This window comes from Flavobacterium sp. K77 (genome assembly GCF_021608205.1).
Taxonomy (GTDB): domain Bacteria; phylum Bacteroidota; class Bacteroidia; order Flavobacteriales; family Flavobacteriaceae; genus Flavobacterium; species Flavobacterium turcicum.
This window is the reverse complement of record NZ_JAKIHO010000003.1, coordinates 132,702-156,774: the sequence shown is the minus strand read 5'-3', so window position 1 is coordinate 156,774 and position 24,073 is coordinate 132,702. Positions and strand designations below refer to the sequence as shown.

21 protein-coding genes are annotated in these 24,073 nt (G+C 35.8%); 11 read left to right on the top strand and 10 right to left on the bottom strand.

The annotated features are described in order from the left end of the window. Positions 1 to 86 precede the first annotated feature (86 nt). The gene (locus tag L1S34_RS07920) at positions 87 to 2,063 is read right to left on the bottom strand and encodes an alpha-ketoacid dehydrogenase subunit alpha/beta (RefSeq protein ID WP_236363557.1); all 1,977 of its coding nucleotides are present in this window, start codon (positions 2,061 to 2,063) and stop codon (positions 87 to 89) included. Positions 2,064 to 2,230: 167 nt separating this feature from the next. Here L1S34_RS07920 and L1S34_RS07915 point away from each other — a divergent pair, with 167 nt between their 5' ends. The 7 genes from L1S34_RS07915 to L1S34_RS07885 all read left to right on the top strand — a co-directional run bounded on the left by L1S34_RS07915 (position 2,231) and on the right by L1S34_RS07885 (position 8,275). Beyond that, a complete protein-coding gene (locus L1S34_RS07915) occupies positions 2,231 to 3,181 on the top strand; it encodes an isopenicillin N synthase family dioxygenase (RefSeq protein ID WP_236363556.1) in 951 nt (316 codons plus the stop codon). Positions 3,182 to 3,317: 136 nt separating this feature from the next. Next, on the top strand, positions 3,318 to 3,647 hold the full coding sequence (locus tag L1S34_RS07910; RefSeq protein WP_236363555.1) for a translation initiation factor: 330 nt from the start codon (positions 3,318 to 3,320) through the stop codon (positions 3,645 to 3,647). Between the two features lie 89 nt (positions 3,648 to 3,736). Further along, positions 3,737 to 4,609: a nucleoside phosphorylase gene (locus L1S34_RS07905; protein ID WP_236363554.1), complete on the top strand. Its 873-nt coding sequence runs from the start codon at positions 3,737 to 3,739 to the stop codon at positions 4,607 to 4,609. 88 nt (positions 4,610 to 4,697) lie between these two features. After that, positions 4,698 to 5,822, top strand: a complete 1,125-nt coding sequence (locus tag L1S34_RS07900; protein ID WP_236363553.1) for an SDR family oxidoreductase — start codon at positions 4,698 to 4,700, stop codon at positions 5,820 to 5,822. Between the two features lie 120 nt (positions 5,823 to 5,942). Next, positions 5,943 to 6,470, top strand: coding sequence for a GNAT family N-acetyltransferase (locus tag L1S34_RS07895; RefSeq protein WP_236363552.1), 528 nt, complete (start codon positions 5,943 to 5,945; stop codon positions 6,468 to 6,470). Continuing rightward, positions 6,470 to 7,321 carry a substrate-binding domain-containing protein gene (locus L1S34_RS07890; protein ID WP_236363551.1) on the top strand — a complete coding sequence of 284 codons (852 nt, stop codon included), beginning with the start codon at positions 6,470 to 6,472 and terminating at the stop codon, positions 7,319 to 7,321. Before L1S34_RS07895 ends, L1S34_RS07890 begins: the two co-directional genes overlap by 1 nt. Positions 7,322 to 7,342: 21 nt before the next feature. After that, positions 7,343 to 8,275, top strand: a complete 933-nt coding sequence (locus tag L1S34_RS07885; RefSeq protein WP_236363550.1) for a transglutaminase — start codon at positions 7,343 to 7,345, stop codon at positions 8,273 to 8,275. Positions 8,276 to 8,302: 27 nt separating this feature from the next. Here L1S34_RS07885 and L1S34_RS07880 read toward each other — a convergent pair whose 3' ends face one another. The 9 genes from L1S34_RS07880 to L1S34_RS07840 form a co-directional block, all read right to left on the bottom strand. Next, the gene (locus L1S34_RS07880; RefSeq protein WP_236363549.1) at positions 8,303 to 10,039 is read right to left on the bottom strand and encodes a HAMP domain-containing sensor histidine kinase; all 1,737 of its coding nucleotides are present in this window, start codon (positions 10,037 to 10,039) and stop codon (positions 8,303 to 8,305) included. 116 nt (positions 10,040 to 10,155) lie between these two features. Next, positions 10,156 to 11,283: a sensor protein KdpD gene (locus L1S34_RS07875; protein ID WP_370637597.1), complete on the bottom strand. Its 1,128-nt coding sequence runs from the start codon at positions 11,281 to 11,283 to the stop codon at positions 10,156 to 10,158. Between the two features lie 75 nt (positions 11,284 to 11,358). Continuing rightward, complete coding sequence (locus tag L1S34_RS07870; protein ID WP_236363547.1) at positions 11,359 to 12,441, bottom strand: porin; 1,083 nt, start codon at positions 12,439 to 12,441, stop codon at positions 11,359 to 11,361. Positions 12,442 to 12,641: 200 nt separating this feature from the next. Beyond that, positions 12,642 to 13,196 (bottom strand): K(+)-transporting ATPase subunit C, encoded by a 555-nt coding sequence (locus L1S34_RS07865; protein ID WP_236363546.1) that lies wholly within the window; start codon positions 13,194 to 13,196, stop codon positions 12,642 to 12,644. Between the two features lie 53 nt (positions 13,197 to 13,249). Next, on the bottom strand, positions 13,250 to 15,283 hold the full coding sequence (kdpB, locus tag L1S34_RS07860; protein ID WP_236363545.1) for a potassium-transporting ATPase subunit KdpB: 2,034 nt from the start codon (positions 15,281 to 15,283) through the stop codon (positions 13,250 to 13,252). A gap of 8 nt (positions 15,284 to 15,291) precedes the next feature. Next, a complete protein-coding gene (gene kdpA / locus L1S34_RS07855) occupies positions 15,292 to 17,013 on the bottom strand; it encodes a potassium-transporting ATPase subunit KdpA (protein WP_236363544.1) in 1,722 nt (573 codons plus the stop codon). Between the two features lie 120 nt (positions 17,014 to 17,133). Continuing rightward, positions 17,134 to 17,211 carry a K(+)-transporting ATPase subunit F gene (gene kdpF / locus L1S34_RS07850; protein WP_236363702.1) on the bottom strand — a complete coding sequence of 26 codons (78 nt, stop codon included), beginning with the start codon at positions 17,209 to 17,211 and terminating at the stop codon, positions 17,134 to 17,136. Positions 17,212 to 17,324: 113 nt separating this feature from the next. Beyond that, on the bottom strand, positions 17,325 to 17,606 hold the full coding sequence (locus L1S34_RS07845) for a DUF7674 family protein (protein WP_166134477.1): 282 nt from the start codon (positions 17,604 to 17,606) through the stop codon (positions 17,325 to 17,327). Positions 17,607 to 17,821: 215 nt separating this feature from the next. Beyond that, complete coding sequence (locus L1S34_RS07840) at positions 17,822 to 19,165, bottom strand: sigma-54-dependent transcriptional regulator (RefSeq protein ID WP_236363701.1); 1,344 nt, start codon at positions 19,163 to 19,165, stop codon at positions 17,822 to 17,824. A 267-nt stretch (positions 19,166 to 19,432) separates the two neighbouring features. Between L1S34_RS07840 and L1S34_RS07835 the strand changes: the two genes are divergently transcribed. The 4 genes from L1S34_RS07835 (at position 19,433) to L1S34_RS07820 (ending at position 24,067) form a co-directional block, all read left to right on the top strand. After that, positions 19,433 to 20,842, top strand: a complete 1,410-nt coding sequence (locus L1S34_RS07835) for a glycosyltransferase (RefSeq protein WP_236363543.1) — start codon at positions 19,433 to 19,435, stop codon at positions 20,840 to 20,842. Positions 20,843 to 21,119: 277 nt separating this feature from the next. Beyond that, positions 21,120 to 22,559: an FAD-dependent oxidoreductase gene (locus tag L1S34_RS07830; protein WP_236363542.1), complete on the top strand. Its 1,440-nt coding sequence runs from the start codon at positions 21,120 to 21,122 to the stop codon at positions 22,557 to 22,559. A gap of 102 nt (positions 22,560 to 22,661) precedes the next feature. Further along, positions 22,662 to 23,468 carry a DUF3822 family protein gene (locus tag L1S34_RS07825; RefSeq protein ID WP_236363541.1) on the top strand — a complete coding sequence of 269 codons (807 nt, stop codon included), beginning with the start codon at positions 22,662 to 22,664 and terminating at the stop codon, positions 23,466 to 23,468. Next, positions 23,465 to 24,067, top strand: a complete 603-nt coding sequence (locus L1S34_RS07820; RefSeq protein ID WP_236363540.1) for an RsmD family RNA methyltransferase — start codon at positions 23,465 to 23,467, stop codon at positions 24,065 to 24,067. The genes L1S34_RS07825 and L1S34_RS07820 overlap by 4 nt, the downstream gene beginning before the upstream one ends. The last annotated feature ends 6 nt before the right edge of the window (positions 24,068 to 24,073 follow it).

Below are 24,073 nucleotides of genomic sequence, written 5' to 3'. Positions count from 1 at the left end.
GCGGTTGTTTTGGAACCATCCTCCTATTTATTATTATTTATTGGATTTTAGGGTATTTTTAAAATCCGAAATTCCTTTTCATGATTTTAATAAGCTAACAGCGCAATAAGCTCATTTTCAAAACGACCTTTTGGTAAATACTGATCTTCAAGCGCTTTTGTGAAAGGAATTGGCGTGTCTAAACTTGCTACTCGTTTCACCGGTGCATCCAAATATTGGAAACAATTTTCCATAATTAATGCTGATAAATCACTAGCAATTCCGCCGAACAGACTGTCTTCCTGATAAATAATAGCTTTACCCGTTTTCTTGACAGAAGCAAAAATAGCGTCGGTGTCTAAAGGTTGTAAGGTTCTTAAATCCAATAAGTCTGCTGAAATATCAGGATTTTTATCCAATGTATCAATTGCCCAATGAACTGCCGCTCCAAAAGCAATAATAGTAACCGATTTCCCCTCTTTTAATAGAGCCGCTTTTCCTAATGGTAAGGTGTAATAAGCTTTAGGAACATCTTGGTAAACGCTACGATACAATTGCTTGTGCTCAAAGAACAATACCGGATTTGGATCGTTAATAGATTCGTTTAGTAATCCTTTTGCATCATACGGAAAGGCTGGATAAACCACTTTTAAACCTGGAGTTTTGGTAAACCACGCTTCATTAGTTTGTGAATGAAAGGGTCCCGCTTGAGTTCCACCGCCACAAGGCATTCGTACAACAACATCGGCTTTTTCTAACCATCGATAATGCGATTTTGCTAATAAATTTACAATCGGATTGAATCCTGTCGAAACAAAATCGGCAAATTGCATTTCAACAATCGCTTTGTAGCCATTAATAGAAAGTCCCATTCCTGCTGAAACTACAGCACTTTCGCAAATAGGTGTATTAATCACGCGCTCTTTGCCAAATTGCGCTACAAAGCCATCGGTAATTTTAAAGGCACCACCATATTCTGCAATGTCTTGTCCCATGATTACCGAATTTTCAAAGCGCTCCATAGATTGTTGCAGAGCACTTGAAATTGCATCGATAAAACGAATATTTTCTTTATCTTCTGATGGTTTAACCTCCTCAAAAGCAAATGGTTTGTATACATCATTTAATTCTTCCATCAAAGAAGCTTCAATTTCAGCTTCTGCGTTAGCTAGTGCCAAATGTTCTTCAATTTCCTGCTTAATGTCAAGATGAAAAGCCAAATCATCATCGGTTTTCAAAATGCCGTTTTCTATCAAATAATTTCTGAAGTTTTCTACCGGATCTTTTTCTGCCCACATATCCATTAATTCCTGCGGAACGTATTTTGTTCCACTCGCCTCCTCGTGCCCGCGCATTCGGAATGTTTTAAATTCTAGCAAAATAGGACGTGGATTTTCTTTCATTGAAGCCTTTAACTCTGATAACAAGTTTACAACTTCCAAAATATTATTTCCGTCAACAATATGACTTTCCATTCCGTAACCAATGCCTTTATCAGCTAAATTTTCACAGCGGTATTGCTCATTTGTTGGTGTAGAAAGTCCGTATCCGTTATTTTCAATTACGAAAAGCACGGGTAATTCCCACACCGAAGCAATGTTTAAAGCTTCGTGAAAGTCTCCTTCACTTGTGGCGCCTTCTCCAGTAAAAACAGCTGTAATTTTGCCGTTTTTCTTGAGTTTATTCGCCAAAGCAATCCCATCAGCCACACCTAATTGTGGTCCGAGATGCGAAATCATTCCGATAATTTTATACTGTTGCGAGCCAAAGTGAAAACTACGATCACGACCTTTTGTAAAACCATTAGCTTTGCCTTGCCATTGCGAAAAAAGACGGTACAACGGAATATCTCTTCCCGTAAATACACCTAAATTTCGATGCATCGGCAAAATGTATTCATCTGAATCTAAAACTGCGGTAACACCAACCGAAATAGCTTCCTGTCCTATTCCAGAAAACCACTTAGATACTTTGCCTTGGCGAATTAGTTTTAGCATTTTTTCCTCGATAAGACGCGGTTTTAATAGCTTTTTGTAAAGTGTTATTAACTCGAGGTCAGTGAGGTTTTTTCTATCAAAAGTCATTTTTAGGTTTTTAGTATCGATTTCAAAGATAAAAATTTATAACAGTTTTTAATTATTTTGTTATATTTTTTTATTTTAATATCATTTTTTAAAATTCGAAATTAAAATTATTCTTTATCTTTGTATCTGCAAGATTTATTCCTTGCAATTTATAAAATTATTTAAGTATGCAAAACATTCCTAGTGTTGACTTGCGTGATTTCCTGTCGGATGACCCGGCACGTAAACAAAAATTTGTAAATGAAATCGGAAGTGCATTTGAAGACATTGGCTTCGTAGCACTCAAAGGGCATTTTTTAAATGATCAGTTAGTTGAAGAATTGTATGGTGAAATTAGAAATTTTTTCGCCCTACCATTAGAAACCAAACGCAGTTATGAAATCCCTGGAATTGGCGGACAAAGAGGTTATGTTTCTTTTGGAACAGAACACGCCAAAGGCAGAAAAGAAGGAGATTTGAAAGAATTTTGGCATTTTGGACAATATGTGTCTCAAGATTCAAAATATGCTGCAGAGTATCCTGAAAATGTTGAAGTAAAAGAATTACCTCGTTTTAATGCAGTAGGAAAAGAAGCCTACCAAATGTTAGAAAAAACAGGTGTTTTTGTATTAAGAGCATTAGCATTGCGTTTAGGATTAGATGAATTCTATTTTGACAATTATGCCAAAGATGGAAATTCTATCCTAAGACCTATTCATTACCCACCAATTACATCAGAGCCTGAAAACGCTATTCGTGCTGCTGCTCATGGTGACATCAATTTGATTACGTTGTTGATGGGTGCTCAAGGAAAAGGGTTACAAGTACAAAACCACAACGGAGAATGGATTGACGCTATTGCTGAGCCAGATGAATTGGTAATTAATGTAGGTGACATGTTATCACGTCATACCAACAACAAATTGAAATCGACTATTCATCAAGTGGTAAATCCGCCACGTGAATTATGGGGAACTTCTCGTTACTCAATTCCGTTTTTTATGCACCCAGTGAGCGATATGCCATTGAATTGCTTAGAAAACTGCATCGATGCTGAAAATCCAAAACAATTTGAAGACATCACCGCAGGTGATTATCTTTACGAACGTTTGGTTGATTTAGGATTGATCAAAAAATAAATTTTAATTCAATAGTTCAAGAAAGACATCGAGTTCGCTTGATGTCTTTTTGTTTTTAACTAGTTAGAAATTAAGAGTTTTAAAACTTAATTTACCTCAAATTTCTTAATGGTTAAATAATCAATATTATAAAGTTATGGACTTACAAGACCAATTAAAAAACCTATTCCCTGATCACGAACCCTTGCCAGAAGAATTTGTAGCACCAGAACCCCACGAATTATACGTTCAAAAAGAGCCAATGATTTGTAAATTTGAAAAACGTAAAGGAAAAGCAACCACAATCATTGAAGGTTACGAAGGTACGGACGAAGATTTTAAAATTCTAGCCAAAGAAATTAAAACTAAACTGAGTGTTGGCGGTACTTTCAAAGACGATTCGATTATCATTCAAGGAGATTACCGAGATAAAATAATGGAAATATTAAAACTAAAAGGATTCAAAGTAAAACGTGTTGGAGGTTGATAGTGAGCTATTTGCAGTCTCAGTATACAGTCTCAGTTTTAATATTCAGTTGAGCAACTTAAAACCTTAAACTTTAAACAAAAAAATAAATGATACAATCATCAGAATTAATATTAAATCCAGACGGTAGCGTTTACCATTTGAATTTAAAACCCGAAAATATTGCGCACGATATCATCTTTGTAGGAGATCAAAATCGTGTGGAGAAAATCACTCAATTTTTCGATAGTATTGAATTTTCGACTCAAAAAAGAGAATTCAAAACCCAAACCGGAATTTTTAAAGGCAAGCGCATTACCGTAATGTCCACTGGTATTGGACCCGATAATATTGACATTGTAATCAACGAGCTTGATGCTTTGGTAAACATCGATCTTGAAACGCGTCAGCCAAAAGAAAATTTAACATCCTTGAACATCATTCGTATTGGAACCTCGGGTTCTTTGCAGGCTGATATTCCCGTGGATAGTTTTGTATTGTCGAAATTTGGCTTGGGATTAGACAACATGCTTCGTTCCTATTTAATTGACGAAGTTTCGAATCTAGAAATAGAAGACGCTTTCGTTCAACATACTAATTGGGATCTCAAAAAAGGAAAACCGTATGTAATTGCTTGTTCTGAAAAATTAGAAAAAGTGATTGAAAGTGACCAAATGCACAAAGGAATCACAGCTACTGCTGGAGGTTTTTACGGACCACAAGGACGCGTTCTCCGTTTGAACATTCAAGATGAAGCATTGAATTCAAAAATGGATAATTTTAAATTTGGAGAAAGCCAAATTACTAATTTAGAGATGGAAACCGCTGCAATTTATGGACTTTCGGCACTTTTAGGACACAATGCCTTGTCATTAAATGCCATTATTGCCAATCGTGCATCTGGAACTTTTAGCGAGGATCCTTATAAAGCAGTAGATGCCTTAATTGCGTATACACTAGATAAACTGGCCGCAGGAATCTAAATTTACAATTCTTGATATACACATTTGTAGTTTTAAAAAACAATTTATTCTTTTTTAAAACTACATTTGTTTTTTGAACAAACAACGAATGAAAATAATACTTACCGGTGCCACGGGCGTTTTAGGATCGCACGTCATGTATGAAATTCTAGAACTTTTTAGCACTTCTAATCCCGATGGGAAACTCTTTTTGATAGCGCGAAATAAAGGAAAAAAATCGGCCCACAATCGTATCAAAGAATTACTTACAAGCAGCTACACACCTTCTGTATTGCTTCAGCAAGGTTTTGAAAAACTTCAAAAATTTATCGAAATCATTGATACAGATTTAGCTGACATTCAAAATACGGTGACCGAAAAAATAAAGGGAGCGTACTTCATTCACTCGGCAGGTTTGGTTAATTTATCTACAGACGAAGCCCAGCGCGAAAGAATTTTTAACGAAAACACCACGATTACCAAGTCTATTTTTGAACTTTTTCACCCGTTTATCACCAAATTTATTTACATCGGTACAGCGTTTTCCTCAGGCAACCGAACAGGAATGATTGATAACGATTTTCATCAATTAAATTTTGAGCCAGAACACCGCAATGCCTATGAAAACGCCAAATTTGCCTCTGAAAATTTCATTGCAACAGCTTGTAAAAAAATAGGTTTGCCTTTTCAAATTTTGCGTCCCAGCGTAATTGGTGGTAATATGCTAACTCCTGAAAACCCCTATTTTATCTCAAAATACATGGTGTTTTATTTATTGGCCAAATTTTTCCACTTTACCTCGCAACGCAAAGGCGATCAAGAAAACGTGAGGTTTATTGTCAATCCCGATACAGTTTTAAATATTATTCCTGTAGATTATGTTGCCAAAGTAATTGTTTCAGTTTTTCAACGAAAAGATATTGAACAGTTAAACATAGTCCACAGGAAAAGCTTTAACATGGCTAAAGGATTGAAATTGATAATGAAAGAAGTTGGATACTCAAATTTTACTTTAATAGAAAATACCAAAGAATTTAGCTATCAAAATACGATTGAAAAACTGTATTACGAGAGTATTGGCAAGCATTTGAGTCCGTATTTTACAACAGCGGCTAACGAGTACGACACCGAGATTTTAAATCAAATTTTAGAAATTCCGAGTTTAGATAACGACGCTTTTACCAACATGATTCGTTATGCAAAAAATCAACATTTTAAAGATATAAATGTTTAATTTTAGGAGCTGTTTCCTGCTATCCGCTATATCTCTTGTGTTCGCTAGCGCTACCACAAGAGGATACCGCTTCTATCAGGGCTAAGGGAAATTGTGCTAAAGACTTAAAATTAATTTACTATGGACTTAATTCTAGAAACTGACCGATTACTTTTGCGAGAAATGAAACTTTCAGATGCTGAAGCCTTGTTCGAAATGGACCGAAATCCAAAAGTACACGAATACCTTTGGAACACTCCATTAACAGATGTAAATGAGGTAAAAAACATCATCAACTCCGTTCAAGAGCAATACAAGCAAAACAAAATTGGACGTTTTGTAATGGTTTTGAAAGAAACTAATGAAGTTATTGGTTGGGCTGGACTCAAATTCAACACCGAAATGGTCAATAACAAAATCCATTTTTACGATATTGGGTATCGCTTAGATGAAAAATTCTGGGGCAAAGGCTACGCCAGTGAAGCTAGTTTTGCGTGGTTGGACTACGGTTTCAAAACTATGAAAATTCCGGTTATGGAAGCGGCAGCGCATTCGGATAACATTGCTTCTAACCGAATTTTGCAAAAAATCGGCCTACAAATGACCGAAACCTACTTAGAAGACGGTGTCTCTTGGAACTGGTACGAATTAAAAAATCCTTTTTTATAATGAAAACATTAAAAATAGCAGGAGTTCCTGAACATTTCAATTTACCTTGGCATTTAGCCATTGAAAATGGCGATTTTGAAAATGAAAATATAGACTTACAATGGACCGATGTACCGGAGGGAACCGGTAAAATGTGTCAAATGCTTCGGGATGGCGAAACTGATATTGCTGTTATCCTTACTGAAGGAATTGTAAAAGACATCACAGCTGGAAATCCGAGCAAAATAGTACAAGTATATGTTGATAGTCCTTTAATTTGGGGAATTCACGTGGCTGCTGAGTCTCGTTTTAAAACTTTAGCAGATTTAGAAAATACCAAAGTTGCCATTTCCCGATTGGGTTCTGGTTCGCAATTAATGGCTTACGTAAACGCTAGTAATCAAAACTGGGATACATCCATTTTGCAATTTGAAATCGTAAACACCATCGACGGAGCTGTTGAAGCATTAACCAATGGAACAGCAGATTATTTTATGTGGGAACGGTTTATGACAAAACCACTGGTTGACAAAGGGATATTCAGACGAATTGCTGATTGCCCTACTCCTTGGCCATGCTTTGTAATTGCAGTTCGTGAGGAAATACTGCTAGAACAACCAGAAATAGTTGCGAAAGTATTAGAAATCATCAATCAAACCACGCAAGAATTCAAAGAAATACCAAGCATTGATAAAACCTTGGCACAAGCCTACCATCAAAAATTAGAAGATATTCAAGAGTGGTTGCGATTAACGCGTTGGTCTCAAAAAGGATTACAACCTCAAATGTTAAACAAAGTTCAAAATCAACTTTTTGAACTCGGAATTATTGATAAAAAAGGTACTTTTGAGGACATTGTAAAAACAGTATAGGGAACTGTTTTTATTGTAACTATGATACAAAAAAAAGAAATTAATTTTCAGGTAATTAAGCATCGTTTTCAGGTCAAAAAACCTTGGGATGATGTGATCATTTTTGTACTGAATGTATTAATTGCCATTCCTCTTTTTATCATTTTACATCAAAACTTAATTAATCCCAATTGGTTTTTGAACATCGATCGCGTAGTGATTTTTATCGTTATGGTCGTGGTAATTCAGCTAATTTTAAGGTTATTACGTACCATTATCATACTTTGTATTTTTGTTTATCTATTGGCTTTAATTTACGGTTCTACTATTGGCAATTACGGTTTTAACAGCGTTTATGATGATTATAACACAATGCTGTACACTATGTCTGATAATCCATATCCTCAAGATATAATCATTGCAAAATTGTTACCTTTCCCAAACAAATCAAAAATTGTTAATGCCATTGAATACCAAAACCCAAAGATTCGCAATTTTGCAATCATGGCTACCAATGAGCATTTTAAGGGACTAAAAGGCTACTCAGATTACCGAACGATCATTCAATGTTTTGCAGTTTTCAAGGAAATCAACAGCCGCTGGAATTACGTAAGCGACCCAAAAGCGCGTGATTATATTGCAACGGCATCAGAATCTTTGCTTTATTTTTCAGGAGATTGTGACGATCATTCTATTTTAATGGCAGCCAGTATCAAATCTATTGGTGGAACGCCACGGCTGATACACACGACAGGACACATTTACCCTGAAATATTAATTGGAACTGAAGCTGATTTAGAAAAAGTCAATTTTTTAATCAAGAATATTCTTTTCCCGAAGGAAAGTGCCAATCAAAAATTACATTATCACGTTGACGAACGCGGACAAATTTGGATGAATTTAGACTATACGGCTCAATATCCTGGCGGACCCTTTTTATCAGAAGAAATTTTGGGAGCCTTGACGTTAGATTAAAAGTATTTAAGTAGTTTGAAAAACTTTTTAAACCAAATCCACAGAAAAGTAAAAAGTACTACCCAAGCCTAATTCACTTTCTACGCCAATAGTACCGTTTTGAGCTTCGATAAATTCTTTACTGATTGCTAAACCTAATCCTGTTCCTGATTTATGACTACCAGGAACTTGAAAATACTTATCAAAAACCTTCGTTTTATAGCGATTGTCAATACCTCGACCGGTATCGATAACTTGAAATATAGCTTTGTTGTTCTCTTTTTTGAGATTAACAGTAACGCTACTATTTTCAGAAGAATAAGCAACTGCATTGGTTAAAAAATTAATTAGAACCCACGCCGTTTTTTCGCTATCAACTTTTACTGCTGGAATATTAGGCTCTGCAATCACATTAAATTGGATTTGCTTTTTATCGGCCTGCACTTTTACGGCTTCAATTGCGTACTGAATCATGTCATACGGATTACCATTTTCCATTCGTAATTGAATATTTCCAGTCTCTAGTTGCGATAGTTCCAGCAATTCGCCGGTAATTTTTAGCAAACGCTGACTATCTTCTTTAATACCTGATATTAACTGTTTTTGTTCTGAATTGATGCTACCCGTTTGTTCTTGTTCTAACAATTGTAAACTTAATTTGATCGATGCAATTGGAGTTTTCAATTCGTGCGAAACGGTAGCAATAAAATTAGTTTTTGCAAAATCCAATTCTTTAAAAACGGTAATATTTTTCAAAATAATTACATCACCAATCGCAATAATGTGTTCTTCTCCAGTTGGCTGGATAGTGATATTCACAATTTCTTTTTCAAAATAACTTTCTTTACCATCGGCAAATATTTTTATCGGAATTGCTTTTTTTGATGGTTTTTCAATTTCATTTTGAACTTCGCTAAGAATTAAATTTCGAAGCAAATCATTGGATAAAGCCAAGGTAGATGCCGATTGACCAATTACATCCTCGCTTTGCATTCCCATAATTTTAAGCGCTTCATCATTGGCAAACAAAACAATTCCTTCTGTATCTAATCCGATAATGGGATCATGTGTTTTGTTGATTAAAGTCTCCAAACGTTTTTTTTCAAAAGCCAATTTGTACAAGTCACTGTTACTATATTCTTCTAACTTTTGTGCCATCGTATTAAATGACCTTGCCACATCGCCATACTCATTATGATTCATAAAATGAACACGTTGCGAGTAATTTTTATTCGCAATTTCTTTGATGCTTGCAGTTAATTCTTTGATTGGGTTTGCAATATTGTTGGGTAAATTGACAAGTAAATTAAATGCTATCAAAAAGCATAATGTTCCGGTAATTGCAATCCAAAAATTTGCCGTTTCAGCGGTTTGTGTTGCTAAATCACTCTTTTGCTTTATGGCAATCATGTTGAGTTTCATGAGTTCAAAAATATCCAACCGAATAGTATTCTTTAAGGTGGAATTGTCACTATCCAATTTCAAACCATTGAACTGCTTTTGAATGCTGTAAGTCACAACATCCTCTCCTGATTCGGTAATATTGAGAATTTGATTTTTGAGATTAGATTCAAAAACTGCAACTGCTGCTTGTTCATCAGTACTTATCTTTTCTAATGAAAGTAGCATATTTCTCGAAAATTCTAAGGTGTTGTAATTGGCCTTCAAAATATTTTCGGTGTCTTTTTTTATCGAAAAAACATAAAATGCGCTAACCAAAGAGAGTATAATGATCAGCGCAAATAACAAGCCTACGCCTAAATTTAATTTTGTTTTAATTCTCATATTTTCGTGGGATGAATTAATATGTTCAACCTTGTTTTGATTGTTGTTGCTCTTGTTTGCTACTATAAATAAAGTACAATTTTACTTTTGCGAAAAGCGTTAAAACCTTGATTGAGTTAAGACAAAATCACTAAATCAACATTTGATAATGAAAGACTATTTAGCAAACGCCTAAAAATAGTTGTAGACAAAATTACTTTAATTAAATTGAAATGCGGTTTCCCGATGCAAACTGTTGTAATGTGTTTTTCAGCAACAATTTTTAACATGGTTTCAGTAATATCAGGGCTATTAATTTTTAGCACTTCGCCTCCAAGTTGCGTGGCTAATTTGAAATTATTAATCAAATACCGTTGTTTGTCTAAAGCAATTTTATCGCTACTTTCCTTTGGAGTTTCTACATACAAAACATACCAACTGCAATTGTAATAACTGGCCAATCGTGCTGCTTTCCGAATCACTATTTTAGCAGTGGTATCGTTACTGCTAATGCAAGCAAGCAATTTTTCGTGACGATGTCCTGCAGTTGGTTTTACTTCATTTTCTACTTTACGAACTACTTGACTAGCCACTTCTTTCAAGGCTAATTCCCGCAACTGCAGGATTTGATCGGGTTTAAAAAAATTGTTAAGTGCGGTTTGAATTTTGTCAGCAGTATAAATTTTGCCCTCGCGCAATCGTGCAATTAAATCTTCGGCTGTCAAATCGATATTGACCACTTCATCAGCCAATCGCAATACATTATCAGGAACTCGTTCTTGAACATCAACCGATGTAATGCGTTTTACATCTTGGTTCAAGCTCTCAATATGTTGAATATTTACGGCACTAATTACATTAATTCCCGCATCCAAAATCTCTAGAACATCTTGCCATCGCTTTTCATTTTTACTTCCTTCCATGTTGGTATGCGCCAACTCATCGACAATAACGACTTCAGGTCGTAAATTAATGATAGCCTGAACATCCATGTCTTCAAGTTGTTTGCCTTTGTAAAAAAGACTTCGCCTAGGAATTATAGGTAATCCATCAAGTAATTCATGCGTTTCTTTCCTAAAATGCGTTTCGATATACCCTATTTTTACATCAATTCCGTTTTTCAGCAAAGTATGTGCTTCTTGCAACATCCGATAGGTTTTGCCCACGCCAGCGCTCATCCCAATATAGACTTTGAATTTCCCTTTACGTGATTTCTGAATCAAATCCAGAAAATGTTGCGCGTTTTTTTGTTTTTCTTGTTCCATAAAAAAAGTACCATATAAGGCATATAAGGACATTTCAGTTTTCTTTTTTGAACTTATATGCCTATTATGATCTAATTAAAGCGAAATCGCAAGCGAAGTAGTTACAAAAGTATTACTAGTATTAGGAACATTATCTTTTATAAATATTGCATCTTGACTTTTTAAATTTCTTGCTTCTACTCTAAAAATTACATTGTCACTAACTATGTAATCAAAATTAGCCGAGAATCCGCAGGTTTTGAAACCATTTGGTGTTCCGCTAGCAATAATTACACCTTTTTCATCACTATAATACTCTGCTCGTGCGGCCAATTGCACCGTGTTTGTAGCTTTGTACTGCGCCATCAAAACGGGAGTAAACCAAACATCATAAGTACTACTTTTAACTGCTTTTTGCTGCGATCCAATATCAAAACCTGCAATTAATGTTGTCTTTTCGGCAACTTTAAATTGTCCGTAAAAATTATTGAAATAACGCCATCTGCGCGCCACATCGGCCTGCTCATTACCTGCATAAGTACTCCAATTGAGCGTTACAGAAGTATTCGGTTTATAGGTAACCTGAGTTCCAAAAGCCGGAGTTTGATTGCCTTCAATCTTTTGGATGCGTTGCCATCCGTTCAAATACATCGCTGCTAAATACCATTTTTCAGATGGCGATGTGTACCCTATTTTTACACCGCTCTCATAATACGGTGAGTTTTCAGCCAAAATACTTCTGGTTAAAGTCATATTATCTTTGCCAATCGCGCTCTCAAATCCGATATGCGAAGGCATAATCCCCGCATCTACCCATAAATTTGCCTTTGATGAAATACGGACACCCACATTTGCCTCAAAAACATGTTGCATCAAATCGCTTTCAACAGCCAAATTATACTCCGCATAGGTTCCTGCCATCAAAGCAAAATTTCCTCGAACCGTACTGCTGGAATAATTCATTTTTGCAAAGCCCAAATTCAAATTAACCTCATTGTGCTTGTTGTAATTGTAAAAAATTCCAGGGCGAATATGGTTGTCAGGATTCGCAAAATCAAAACTGTAATACGTTTCAGCATATCCCGAAAACGTCAATGGACTTTTCGTTTTTTCGACTTCTTGAGCTTGAACAGTTGAAACACCAAAGGCTATTAAAGCCGCTAACATTATTTTTTTCATTTTATATTTTTTGTAAGAGCATAAATTTATTTTATCCTCGTTAATTTTTTCTAGAAGCTATTCCAGCTGTTCACTATATCTTTGCTTGCTTAAAGAATGCAAGCAAAGGATGCCGTTTCCATCTGGGCTAGTACTCTCGTAAATAACAGAATACTATCATTCATATACATTATTTATTTAAGAAGAAACTTTCCCAGAATTTATTTTAGTTCATTTAAAGCCACATTCAATTCCAACACATTAACAAACGGAGTTCCCATAATCTGAGGCGAATTTACCTTGCTTTCGACTAATTTTTTAACCAAATCTTCTGATAAATTTCGCCCCTGAGCAATACGTTTAACTTGGATAAAAGCAGCTTGCGGCGAAATATGCGGATCTAAACCACTGCCCGAAGCTGTGACAATATCAGCCGGGATATCCGATTTTTTTAAATAAGGATGCGCTATTAAAAAAGTATCAATTCGTTTTTGAACAACTTCTAAATATTCTGCATTACTCGGACCTTTATTACTTCCTGCACTTCCTGCGGCATTGTAATCTACTGCCGATGGGCGACTCCAAAAATAACTCGATTTATCGAATTTCTGACCAATTTTTTGATAACCTACTACTTTTCCGTTTACCAAAACCGTTTCGCCTTTTCCTTCGTTGGCGGCCAATTGCGCAATTCCAAACACTGCCATTGGATAAATCACCGCCAATAAAACCAACATAAACAAGGTCAATTTTAAAATAGAATATATATTTTTCATTTTTTTATTTTTTTATAAACCTAACAGGCTCTGAAAACCTGTTAGGCTTGATTTTACATAAATAATGCGACAACCAAATCAATCAATTTAATTCCGATAAAGGGAACAACCAAACCTCCAAGACCGTAAATCAAAAGGTTTCTTTGCAAAATAGCACTCGCACCAATTGGTTTATAATCGACTCCCTTTAGCGCAAGCGGAATCAAAATTGGAATAATAATCGCGTTGAATAAAACCGCAGATAAAATAGCACTTTCAGGACTGTGCAGTTGCATAATGTTCAAGCCTTGGAGCGCTGGAATGGCTGTGATAAACAAAGCGGGAACAATAGCGAAATATTTAGCCACATCATTTGCAATTGAGAACGTGGTAAGCGTTCCGCGCGTCATTAATAATTGTTTTCCAATTTCAATTATTTCAATCAATTTTGTAGGGTCATTGTCTAAATCAACCATATTTCCGGCTTCTTTAGCCGCTTGTGTTCCGCTGTTCATGGCAACTCCTACATCAGCTTGAGCAAGAGCGGGAGCATCATTTGTACCATCGCCCATCATAGCCACCAGTTTACCCATTTGTTGTTCGTTCTTGATGTAATTCATTTTATCCTCTGGCTTTGCCTCTGCAATAAAATCGTCTACACCTGCTTTTTCAGCAATAAATTTGGCCGTCAACGGATTGTCACCCGTTACCATAACCGTTTTCACGCCCATTTTTCGCAAACGATCAAAACGTTCTTTCATTCCCGTTTTGATGATGTCTTGCAACTCGATCACACCTTGAACAGACCCGTTTTTGATAACGATTAATGGTGTTCCTCCGTTTGATGAAATTTCAATTACTTTTTGAGCGATATCCTCAGGAAAAATAGTTCCCGCTTGTGCTGCAATATTTTTGGCTGCATCTTGTGCTCCTTTTCTAATGTTTGTACCATCTTTTAAAATCACACCGCTTGTTCTGGTTTCGGCAGTAAATTTAATAAGAGTCGCTCCTTCAATGGATAATTTTTGAGCAACTGCAGGACCTGCTAACTCAACAATGCTCTTTCCTTCGGGTGTATCATCGGCTAAAGAACTTAGTACTGCTGATGCAATAAAATCGGCTTCATTGATGCCCGCAGCAGCATAAAATCCGGTAGCTTTTCTGTTTCCTATTGTGATCGTTCCTGTTTTATCCAACAGTAAAACGTCAATATCGCCAGCAGTTTCCACTGCTTTTCCTGATTTTGTAATCACATTTGCGCGCAATGCTCGGTCCATTCCCGCAATTCCAATCGCAGATAATAAACCGCCAATTGTCGTAGGAATTAAACAAACAAACAGAGCAATAAAAGCCGCAATGGTAATTGGTGCATTGGCATAATCAGCAAAAGGTTTTAAAGTAACACACACAATCACAAAAATGAGCGTAAAAGCAGCCAATAAAATCGTAAGTGCAATCTCGTTAGGTGTTTTTTGGCGGCTAGCGCCTTCTACCAAGGCGATCATTTTATCGAGAAAACTTTCGCCAGGTTCATTGGTAACCATCACTTTAATTTTATCAGATAGTACTTTTGTACCACCTGTGACAGATGATTTATCTCCGCCTGCCTCACGTATTACGGGCGCACTTTCACCTGTGATGGCGCTTTCGTCAATAGTTGCTAAACCTTCGATGATTTCGCCATCCGTTGCAATTAAATCTCCCGATTCACACACAAAAACATCACCTTTTTTTAGTTCAGATGAGCTGATGTTTTTGATTTCACCATTTGATAAAACTAGTCTGGCTGGCGTTTCTTCACGTGTTTTTCGCAAACTATCTGCTTGTGCTTTTCCTCTCGCTTCGGCAATAGCTTCCGCAAAATTGGCAAATAATAGAGTCGCTAATAAAATTAAGAACACGATAAAATTATAGGTAAAAGTACCTTGATCTTGTGCACCAAAAAGGATTGCAATACAAACTGCAAGCATTACGGCAGTTCCTATTTCAACGGTAAACATGACCGGATTTTTGAACATTATTCTAGGATCAAGCTTTATAAAGGATTGCAGTAAAGCTTCCTTAACTTGCTTACTTTCAAACAATGAGTTGGATTTATTGTTAGTCATTTTTTAAATTATTTTAGGGTAAAATACTCTGCCAATGGACCAAGTGCCAATGCAGGAAAGAAAGATAAAGCAGCAATAATGGCAATCACAGCAAAAACCATAACACCAAAAATGGTTGTATCTGTTTTTAAAGTTCCGGCACTTTCAGGAATGAATTTTTTGTGCGCTAGCAATCCAGCAATTACTACAGGTCCAATAATTGGAAGAAAACGACTCAACAATAAAACGATTCCAGTGGTGATATTCCAAAATGGATTATTATCACCAAGCCCTTCAAAACCAGAGCCATTATTAGCGGCACTTGAGGTAAACTCGTATAACATTTCAGTAAATCCGTGGTGTCCTGGATTGTTTAACCAACCCTTTGCATTACCCGAAAACCAATATCCCATTGCGGTATCATTGGCAGCAAAATAAGAAGCCAATGCCGTTCCTGATAAAATCAATAAAGGATGAAGAATAGCGATAAAAGCGGCTATTTTAACTTCGCGTGCTTCTATTTTTTTTCCTAGAAATTCAGGTGTTCGCCCTACCATTAAACCCGAAATAAATACCGCTAGGATAATGAAAATGTAAAAATTAAGCCAACCCACGCCACAGCCTCCATAAAAAGCATTTACCATCATGGCTAAAAGTTGCATGGCTCCCGAAACCGGCATGGCGCTATCGTGCATGCTGTTGACTGATCCTGTTGAAATTACCGTCGTAGCAATACTCCAAAAACCAGATATTGCGGGACCAAATCGAACTTCTTTTCCCTCCATGGCTCCTGTAGTTTGCGAAATTCCCATTTTTGTAAGTGCTGGGTTTCCGTTGAGTTCTGAAATAACTGTTGGAATTACTAGCAATAAAAAACCGATCGTCATTACTCCAAAAACAACATAGGATAATTTTCTTCTGTTTAGGTAAAAGCCCAAAGCAAAGATCATCGCAAACGGAATAATTAACTGTGCCCACAATTCGACTGCATTTGAAAAATAAGACGGATTTTCAAAAGGATGCGCCGAATTGGCACCAAAAAATCCTCCACCATTTGTTCCAATATGTTTAATAGCGATAAACGCTGCCGCAGGACCTCGAGAAACTGAAACTGAATCGCCTTGCAAAGTCGTAATGGTATCTTTGCCTTCAAAAGTCATAGGTGTTCCACTAAAAACCAAAAGAATAGCCACAAATGCGGACAATGGTAATAAAATACGAGTACACGATTTGATAAAATAGTTGTAAAAGTTACCCAACTTATCGGTTGTTCGTTCTTTCATGGCATTAAAAACCATAGCCGCAGCTGCAATTCCAACCGCTGCCGAAACAAACTGCAAAAACATCAAAACCATTTGGGATAAATACGAAAGTCCTGTTTCGCCAGAGTAATGTTGTAAATTACAATTTACAAGAAACGAAATGGCTGTATTAAAAGCCAAATCAGGACTCATGTTTGGATTGTTATCCGGATTTAAAAATAAAGATCCTTGAAATAATAAGATGAAAAAACAAAGGAAAAACCAAACCATATTTACACTCAAAAGTGCTTTTAAATGTTGTTTCCAATTCATTTCTTCGGTAGCATTGATGCCACTTGCCTTGAAAATAAATTTTTCAATTGGGTTAAAAATCGAGTCAAGTAGTGTTTTATCTCCCGTAAATACTTTGGCGATGTATTTCCCGAAAGGAATAGCCACAAGAATTGAAAGTAAAAAAATACTAATGACTCCAAATAATTCTGTATTCATAATTTGTTTGTTAGAAATTAAATAAAACGTCGGCTTTCAAAAATAAGACGAGTAGCAGAAAAGCGACACTCCACGCTAGGATAGCCTTTGTAACCAATTTGTACTGTGGTGGCATCATTTTTAAAATTTTTCAGGTTTAATTAATACGTAAACTAAATAGCCAAAAACGGCCAAAGCGATGAAGAGTAAAAGTGTCATAGATTAGATTTTTTCAAAAAATTCGACAGCTTTAAAGCAAATTGCAAACAATACAACAGCAAGAGCCAATAGTAAAAGAGTGATGATCATAAGTAAAAATGTTAGGGTTAGATTTAAACACCGCAAGTATTGACTTGCTTGATGTAAGCCAACTTTAATTGTGTTGGAAATAAGTTGGCTATGCTACAATGCTGTAATTCCATGAAGGACGAAACCGAGAATAAATACACATTGGTAATAGCAATTTTAGTTTCGTTGCTCCCAACGGTCATTAATCTTTCAGCCAATGCCAAACATTTTTTGGCTCGTAAAATATTTCCTGTTCGGATAGCCGTTTTTGTGATTTCAGCAAATCGCTCTGCTTGCTTATAAATCGTATTGACTTGTTTTTTCATAAGAATGATTTTATTGTTCTGCATACCACTAGCCAAAAAGTATTCCCATTTCAGCAAACAAGTAGTAACCACTTACAATTCAATACTTTAAATAATAAATCATGATTTCTGGCATAAAAAAAACCTATCAAAATGATAAGGTTTTATCTTTTTGATAGGTTTACTGGTAGGTCCAACCAACTTTTTAAGCGTTTGCAAAAGCGAAAAGTTGTTGTTTATTGAATGCGGTATTCTTCTAATTTTCTGTATAAAGTTGCAATTCCTATTTCTAGTAAGCGTGCCGTTTCAGCTTTATTTCCTTTGGTATAATTCAATACTTTTTGAATGTGAAGTTTCTCTACGCTTTGCATCGAAAAAGCCGACATGACTTTGTTGTTATTGTCTTGTTGATGCTGTATTTCGTAAGGTAAAACAGCTGCAGTTAAGGTAAAATCATTGGCGAGAATTACGGCACGTTCTATCACATTTTTTAATTCTCGAACGTTTCCTGGCCAATGGTGTTTCTCTAAATGATGTACAAAATCGGGATCAACTGAGAGCGTTGGTTTATTCGTTTTGGCTGAAAATTGCTGAACAAAATAGTGGGTTAAAGGCGCAATATCTTTTATTCTTTCTCGTAAAGGCGGAATCGTAATTTCAAAAATATTGAGTCTAAAATACAGATCTGATCGAAATTGATGCGCTTCACTTTCGGCTTTTAAATCCCGATTGGTCGCTGCAATTAGTCTGAAATTTGATTTTTTAGGCGTGGTATCTCCCAATCGAATGTATTCGCTCGTTTCTAAAACGCGTAATAGTTTTGCTTGAAGTTCCAGCGGCATTTCGCCTATTTCGTCTAAAAACAAAGTCCCACCGTTGGCTTCTTCAATAAAACCTTTTTTATCTTTTACAGCACCAGTAAACGCTCCTACTTTATGCCCGAAGAGTTCGCTTTCGAGAATTTCTTTGCTAAAAGTGCTACAATTTAAAGCCACAAACGATTTGCCTACTCGCGTACTATTTTCGTGAATGGCTTGGGCAAAAACCTCTTTTCCGGTTCCTGTTTCTCCTGTTAAAAGTACGGTCGATTCGGTTTTAGCAACTTTTTTAGCTAAATCAATAACAAGTTCTAAACCCTTGGATTTGCCTATGATGGTATCAAATGAATATTTATCTGAAATACGCTTTTCTAACTGCTGCACTTTGTTTTGAAGATTTACTTTTTCTAAAGCTTTGTGCAAAAGCGGAATAATTTTATCATTGTCATCACCTTTTACGATATAATCAAAAGCACCATTTTTCATGGCTTGAACACCATCTGAAATTTTCCCAAAAGCTGTAAGCAAAATGACTTCAACAAACGGAAAACTGCTTTTTATTTTTTGAACAAAATCGACACCGTTCCCATCAGGTAATTTTACATCACAAAGCACGACATCAATAGCGTTGTGTTCCAATTTTTTAAAACCAGATTGCAGGTCGGGAGCTTCTAGAACTTCAAATCCTTCTGATTTTACAATACGAGCCAGCAAACCACGCAGTTTTTCTTCGTCGTCAATAATTAAGATATTTTTCAAAATGTCGGAGATCAATTTATAAAAAACAAAATTACAGATTTACAATGACGCTTTTGCAAAAGCATAAAAAAATTAAAATAATGACCTTGAATCTTACCCCTTTTTTCAACTTTCTAATTGCAAAAGCAATTGAGTAATGGGTAACAATTGAGTAATTATTATACACATTAAATAAATTTAAAAGCATTAAAACATTGATAATCAATTGTAAATAGAAATGGTACTGCTATTGCAAAAAGGAATTTGAGTAAACAACAAAAACAATTACACATGAAAACGCAAACCTTACCAACAGCAAACCCAATCTTTGAAAGAACTGAAAAAACAGTTTTTACAACGCCAAAAATTTCGCAAACAGTTTTAAAAAATAGATTGGTATTGGGCACTACAATTTTGATGTTGCTCATCGGCGCATCGACAGTTTATGTATTGCAAGATGATTTTTACAATTTTAACGAAAGTAGAATGGACTCTACATTGGGTTTTACCTTTTTGATGGTGACTCTTGCGTTACTTGCCTTTAAATCAATCTACTTTTTATATACCGTTTATTTGTATTTGACCTACAAACCTATCGCTTCCGTTACAGATGAACTACTTCCTACGATAACCGTAATAGTTCCAGCGTATAACGAAGGACATTTGGTTCATCAAACTTTATTAAGTATTGCTAGCAGCGATTTTCCAAAACATAAATTGCAGATAATGGCCATAGATGACGGCAGTAAAGACGATACTTGGTCATGGATGCAAAAAGCAAAACAAACCTTAGGCAATCAAATTGAAATTTTTCAGCAACCAGAAAACAAAGGAAAACGCCATGCTTTGTACCGTGGTTTTCATTTAGGAACGGGAGACGTTTTTGTGACCATTGATAGTGATTCTATTATTGAAAAAGATACCCTTCGTAACTTGGTAAGTCCTTTTTCTACGGATGAAAATTGTGGAGCTGTTGCAGGAAATGTTCGCGTATTGAACAACAAAACGGCTATTTTACCAAAAATGCTGAATGTAAGTTTTGTTATGAGTTTTGAATTTGTACGCTCTGCCGAAAGCAGGTTGGGAAGTGTGTTGTGCACTCCTGGCGCTTTGGCAGCCTACAAAAGAACGGCCGTTTTTAATTGTTTACCAGAATGGATCAATCAAACTTTTATGGGAACTCCATCGGATATTGGCGAAGACCGTGCTATGACCAATATGATCTTAAAACAAGGACAAAAAGTACTTTTTCAGCGTAATGCGGTCGTTTTAACAGACGTACCTGAAAAATATAAAGGTTTGTACAAAATGTTTATTCGTTGGGGCCGCAGTAATGTTCGTGAAAACTTGGCAATGGCTAATTATGTTTTTACTAACTTTAAAAAAGAGTCTAAAACAGGAACTCGTTTGTTATTCATCAACCAATTCTTGACTTTAGCTATGACTTATCCTTTTTTGTTGTTCATGTTGTTTTTTATTGCAATACATCCGTTGTTATTTGTAAGTTCAACTTTATTGGGAATCCTGTTATTTTCAACTTTCCCAGTTCTGTTTTATGCCAAAAAATACAGTATTTCAGAATCACTTTGGGCGTATTCGTATAGCATTTTGTTTACTTTTGGATTATTTTGGATCGCGCCTTACTCGATTGCCACGGCGGGTAAAAGCGGTTGGTTAACGCGTGAAATTACACAGAAATAAATCCAAAAATATATACTTGTTTACTACGATTTTAAAATCAACTTGGGTTACGAATCGTTTTCTATATACCGACAAAGTCTTCTTAGCACTTAGCAAAGAAGACTTTTTTTATGCATTTGCACTACTCCTTCCCAATAATTTTTATCTTAAATTTGCCTTTCGAAAATATGTAAAAAGGGCTTAAAAGTAGATTTGATTTCGTGAAAATCAATATCAAAGCTTTAGTTTAGTTATTTATACATAAATCATAACAAATCAATACTTTAAAAAATTTAATTTGATTTCAAATCCCAAAAAATGGATTTTTTGTACAGCATGTCAAGGTCGGGGCAAAAAAAGTAAAGGACTTAGCGACAAAGCCAAACGCGCGTATACAAACGCGCTTCAGCAATTCGAAAAGGAATCCCGAAAAGGACCAATGCCACAACCTCCAAAAGCTCATTTTCATAGTTGCACTGTTTGTCAAGGTAGTGGAATTGTTGAAGGCGCAGCTTTTTTAACTCCTGATTTCAATAGCTTTCCAACTGTTGCTATAATTGGCGGTGGAATTGGCGGCGTTGCTCTTGCTGTTGCTTGCTTGCATCGTGGCATTCCGTTTACTTTATACGAACGAGATGTCAATTTTCAGGCCAGATCACAAGGATATGGTTTGACTTTACAACAAGCCAGCAAAGCGATTAGTAGTTTAGGAATTGAAAATTTATCACAAGGTATCAAATCATCAAGGCATGTTGTTCATAATACTGATGGCCAAATAATTGGAGAATGGGGTGCTCGTAAATGGCTAACAGAAGATGTAAAAAACAGCGGGAAACGCTCCAACATTCATATTGCCCGACAAGCTTTACGAAGTACTTTGTTAGAGCAATTACAAGACCATCAATCAATACAATGGAACCATCAATTGATTGAATTTAAAGACGCTGGAGAAGCTGGCATTGAACTAAGCTTTCAAGTTTATGATCAAATTATAACCAAAACAGCAAATCTTGTTGTTGGTGCTGACGGTATTAGAAGCACCGTACGAAAACTACTTTTAGGAGACCAAATCTCCCCTTTACGTTATTTGAATTGCGTAGTAATTCTGGGTATTTGTTCGTTAAAGGATAATCCATCAATTCAAGATTCATTGTTGGATAATGCTACTGTATTTCAAACCGCGAACGGTAACGAGCGAATTTACATGATGCCGTATGACAATGATTCGATAATGTGGCAATTTAGTTTTCCGCTGGCAGAATCAGAAGCGATTTTACTCAGCGAAAAAGGACCTGCTGCACTAAAAACTGAAGCTTTAGCGCGAATGAAATGGCACCATCCTATTCCGGCGATTATCACTGCCACTCCTGAAAATTTAATTTCTGGTTATCCGGTTTACGACAGAGCTTTATTGCAACCTTCGGATTTGCATCACGATAAAATTACCATTTTGGGAGATGCTGCCCATCCTATGAGCCCGTTTAAAGGACAAGGAGCCAATCAAGCATTACTGGACGCAGTAGTATTGGCACAAGCCATTCACTCAGGTTCTAGGGGTAACGAATCTTGGCGAAATGTAGGTTTGCGACAAGCTGTTTTACAGAAATATGAATCCGAGATGCTAAAACGAAGTGCGGTTAAAGTAGAAGATTCAGCCGCTGCAGCAAAATTTTTACATTCAGATTTAGTTCTTTTGGAAGCAGATTCACCGAGAGGACGACTTTTAAAAAAGAAGTAGCAATTTCCCGCAATTAGAATCACTTTTGATTTCACTGGTTCACAATCTGTTTCTTTGTTTTAAAATTTGTAAGTTTGCCTTCTCGAAAAAAGGCTTTGCAGTATGATTATTACCGATAAAAAACATAAAAAACTTTCTATTCAAGTTTCATTAACGGGGCTTTCCTTTTGTTGTTTCGATACTTTAAATAATACCGTTTCGTCTTTTAACGAAATTCATTTTGATGTTTTCCCTAAAACAACAAAAATCGAAGAATTATTTGCTGATGCTTTTACCAAACATCCTGAATTACGTGATTCTTACGACGAAGTACTTGTGATTCACAATAATAATTTGGCAACCTTTGTTCCTGAACCTTTGTTTGATGAGCAATATTTAGGTAGTTATTTGCAATACAATACCAAAGTATTCGAAACTGATTTTTTTGCTTTTGATGCTATTCCTGCTTACGAAATGAATACCGTTTTTATTCCGTATGTAAATATTAATAATTTTTTTATTGATCAATTTGGAGCTTTTAATTACAAGCACGCGAGTACTATTTTAGTGCAAACATTGCTTAATGCTGCGAAAAACCAGAGGGATAAAAAAATGTTTGTCCACGTAAGTGAAAGTCATTTTGAAATAGTAGTGGTACAAAATCAAAAATTACTTTTTTTCAATTCTTTTGAATATCAAACTCCAGAAGATTTTATTTACTACATCCTATTTACTGCAGAACAGTTGCAGCTCAACCCCGAATATTTCACTTTAGACTTAATTGGAGCCATTACCAAAGAGAATCCGCTTTTTCATATTGCGTATAAATACATTCGAAATGTATCATTAATTGATGTGGAGGATTTACGATGGAACAATTACTTTACTGAAGGTGAAAACCGAAACCATTTTATACTATTCCATTCATGAGAATTATTTCAGGAAAATACAAAGGACGACGCATTTTTCCTCCGAAAGGACTGCCTGTTCGCCCTACTACCGATATGTCTAAAGAGGCATTATTCAACGTTTTAAACAATCATTTTAATTTTGATAGCCTTAAAGTTTTGGATCTCTTTGCAGGAACGGGCAATATTAGTTACGAATTTGCATCTCGCGGAAGCACACCTATCACCTCTGTTGATGGCGATTTTGGTTGCGTAAAATTCATCAAACAAGTAGCTACCGAATACGATTTTAATATTGCTGCTACTAAAAGTGATGTTTTTGCTTACTTAGAAAAATGCAAAACATCTTACGATATTATTTTTGCTGATCCGCCTTACAACTTAGATCAAAAAACATTTGAGCGCATTGTAGCTTTAGTTTTCGAGAAACAATTGCTAAACGAGGATGGTATGATGGTTATTGAACATTCAAAATACACCAAGCTCGATCATATGATGCATTTTTCTTTCCAAAAAAGTTATGGAGGATCGATCTTTAGTTTTTTCGAAATTGAAAGTGACGAGGATGATGACGAAGACGATGTTAAAGTAATTCCCTTAGATCAAGAAGAAGAAGAATAAATTACC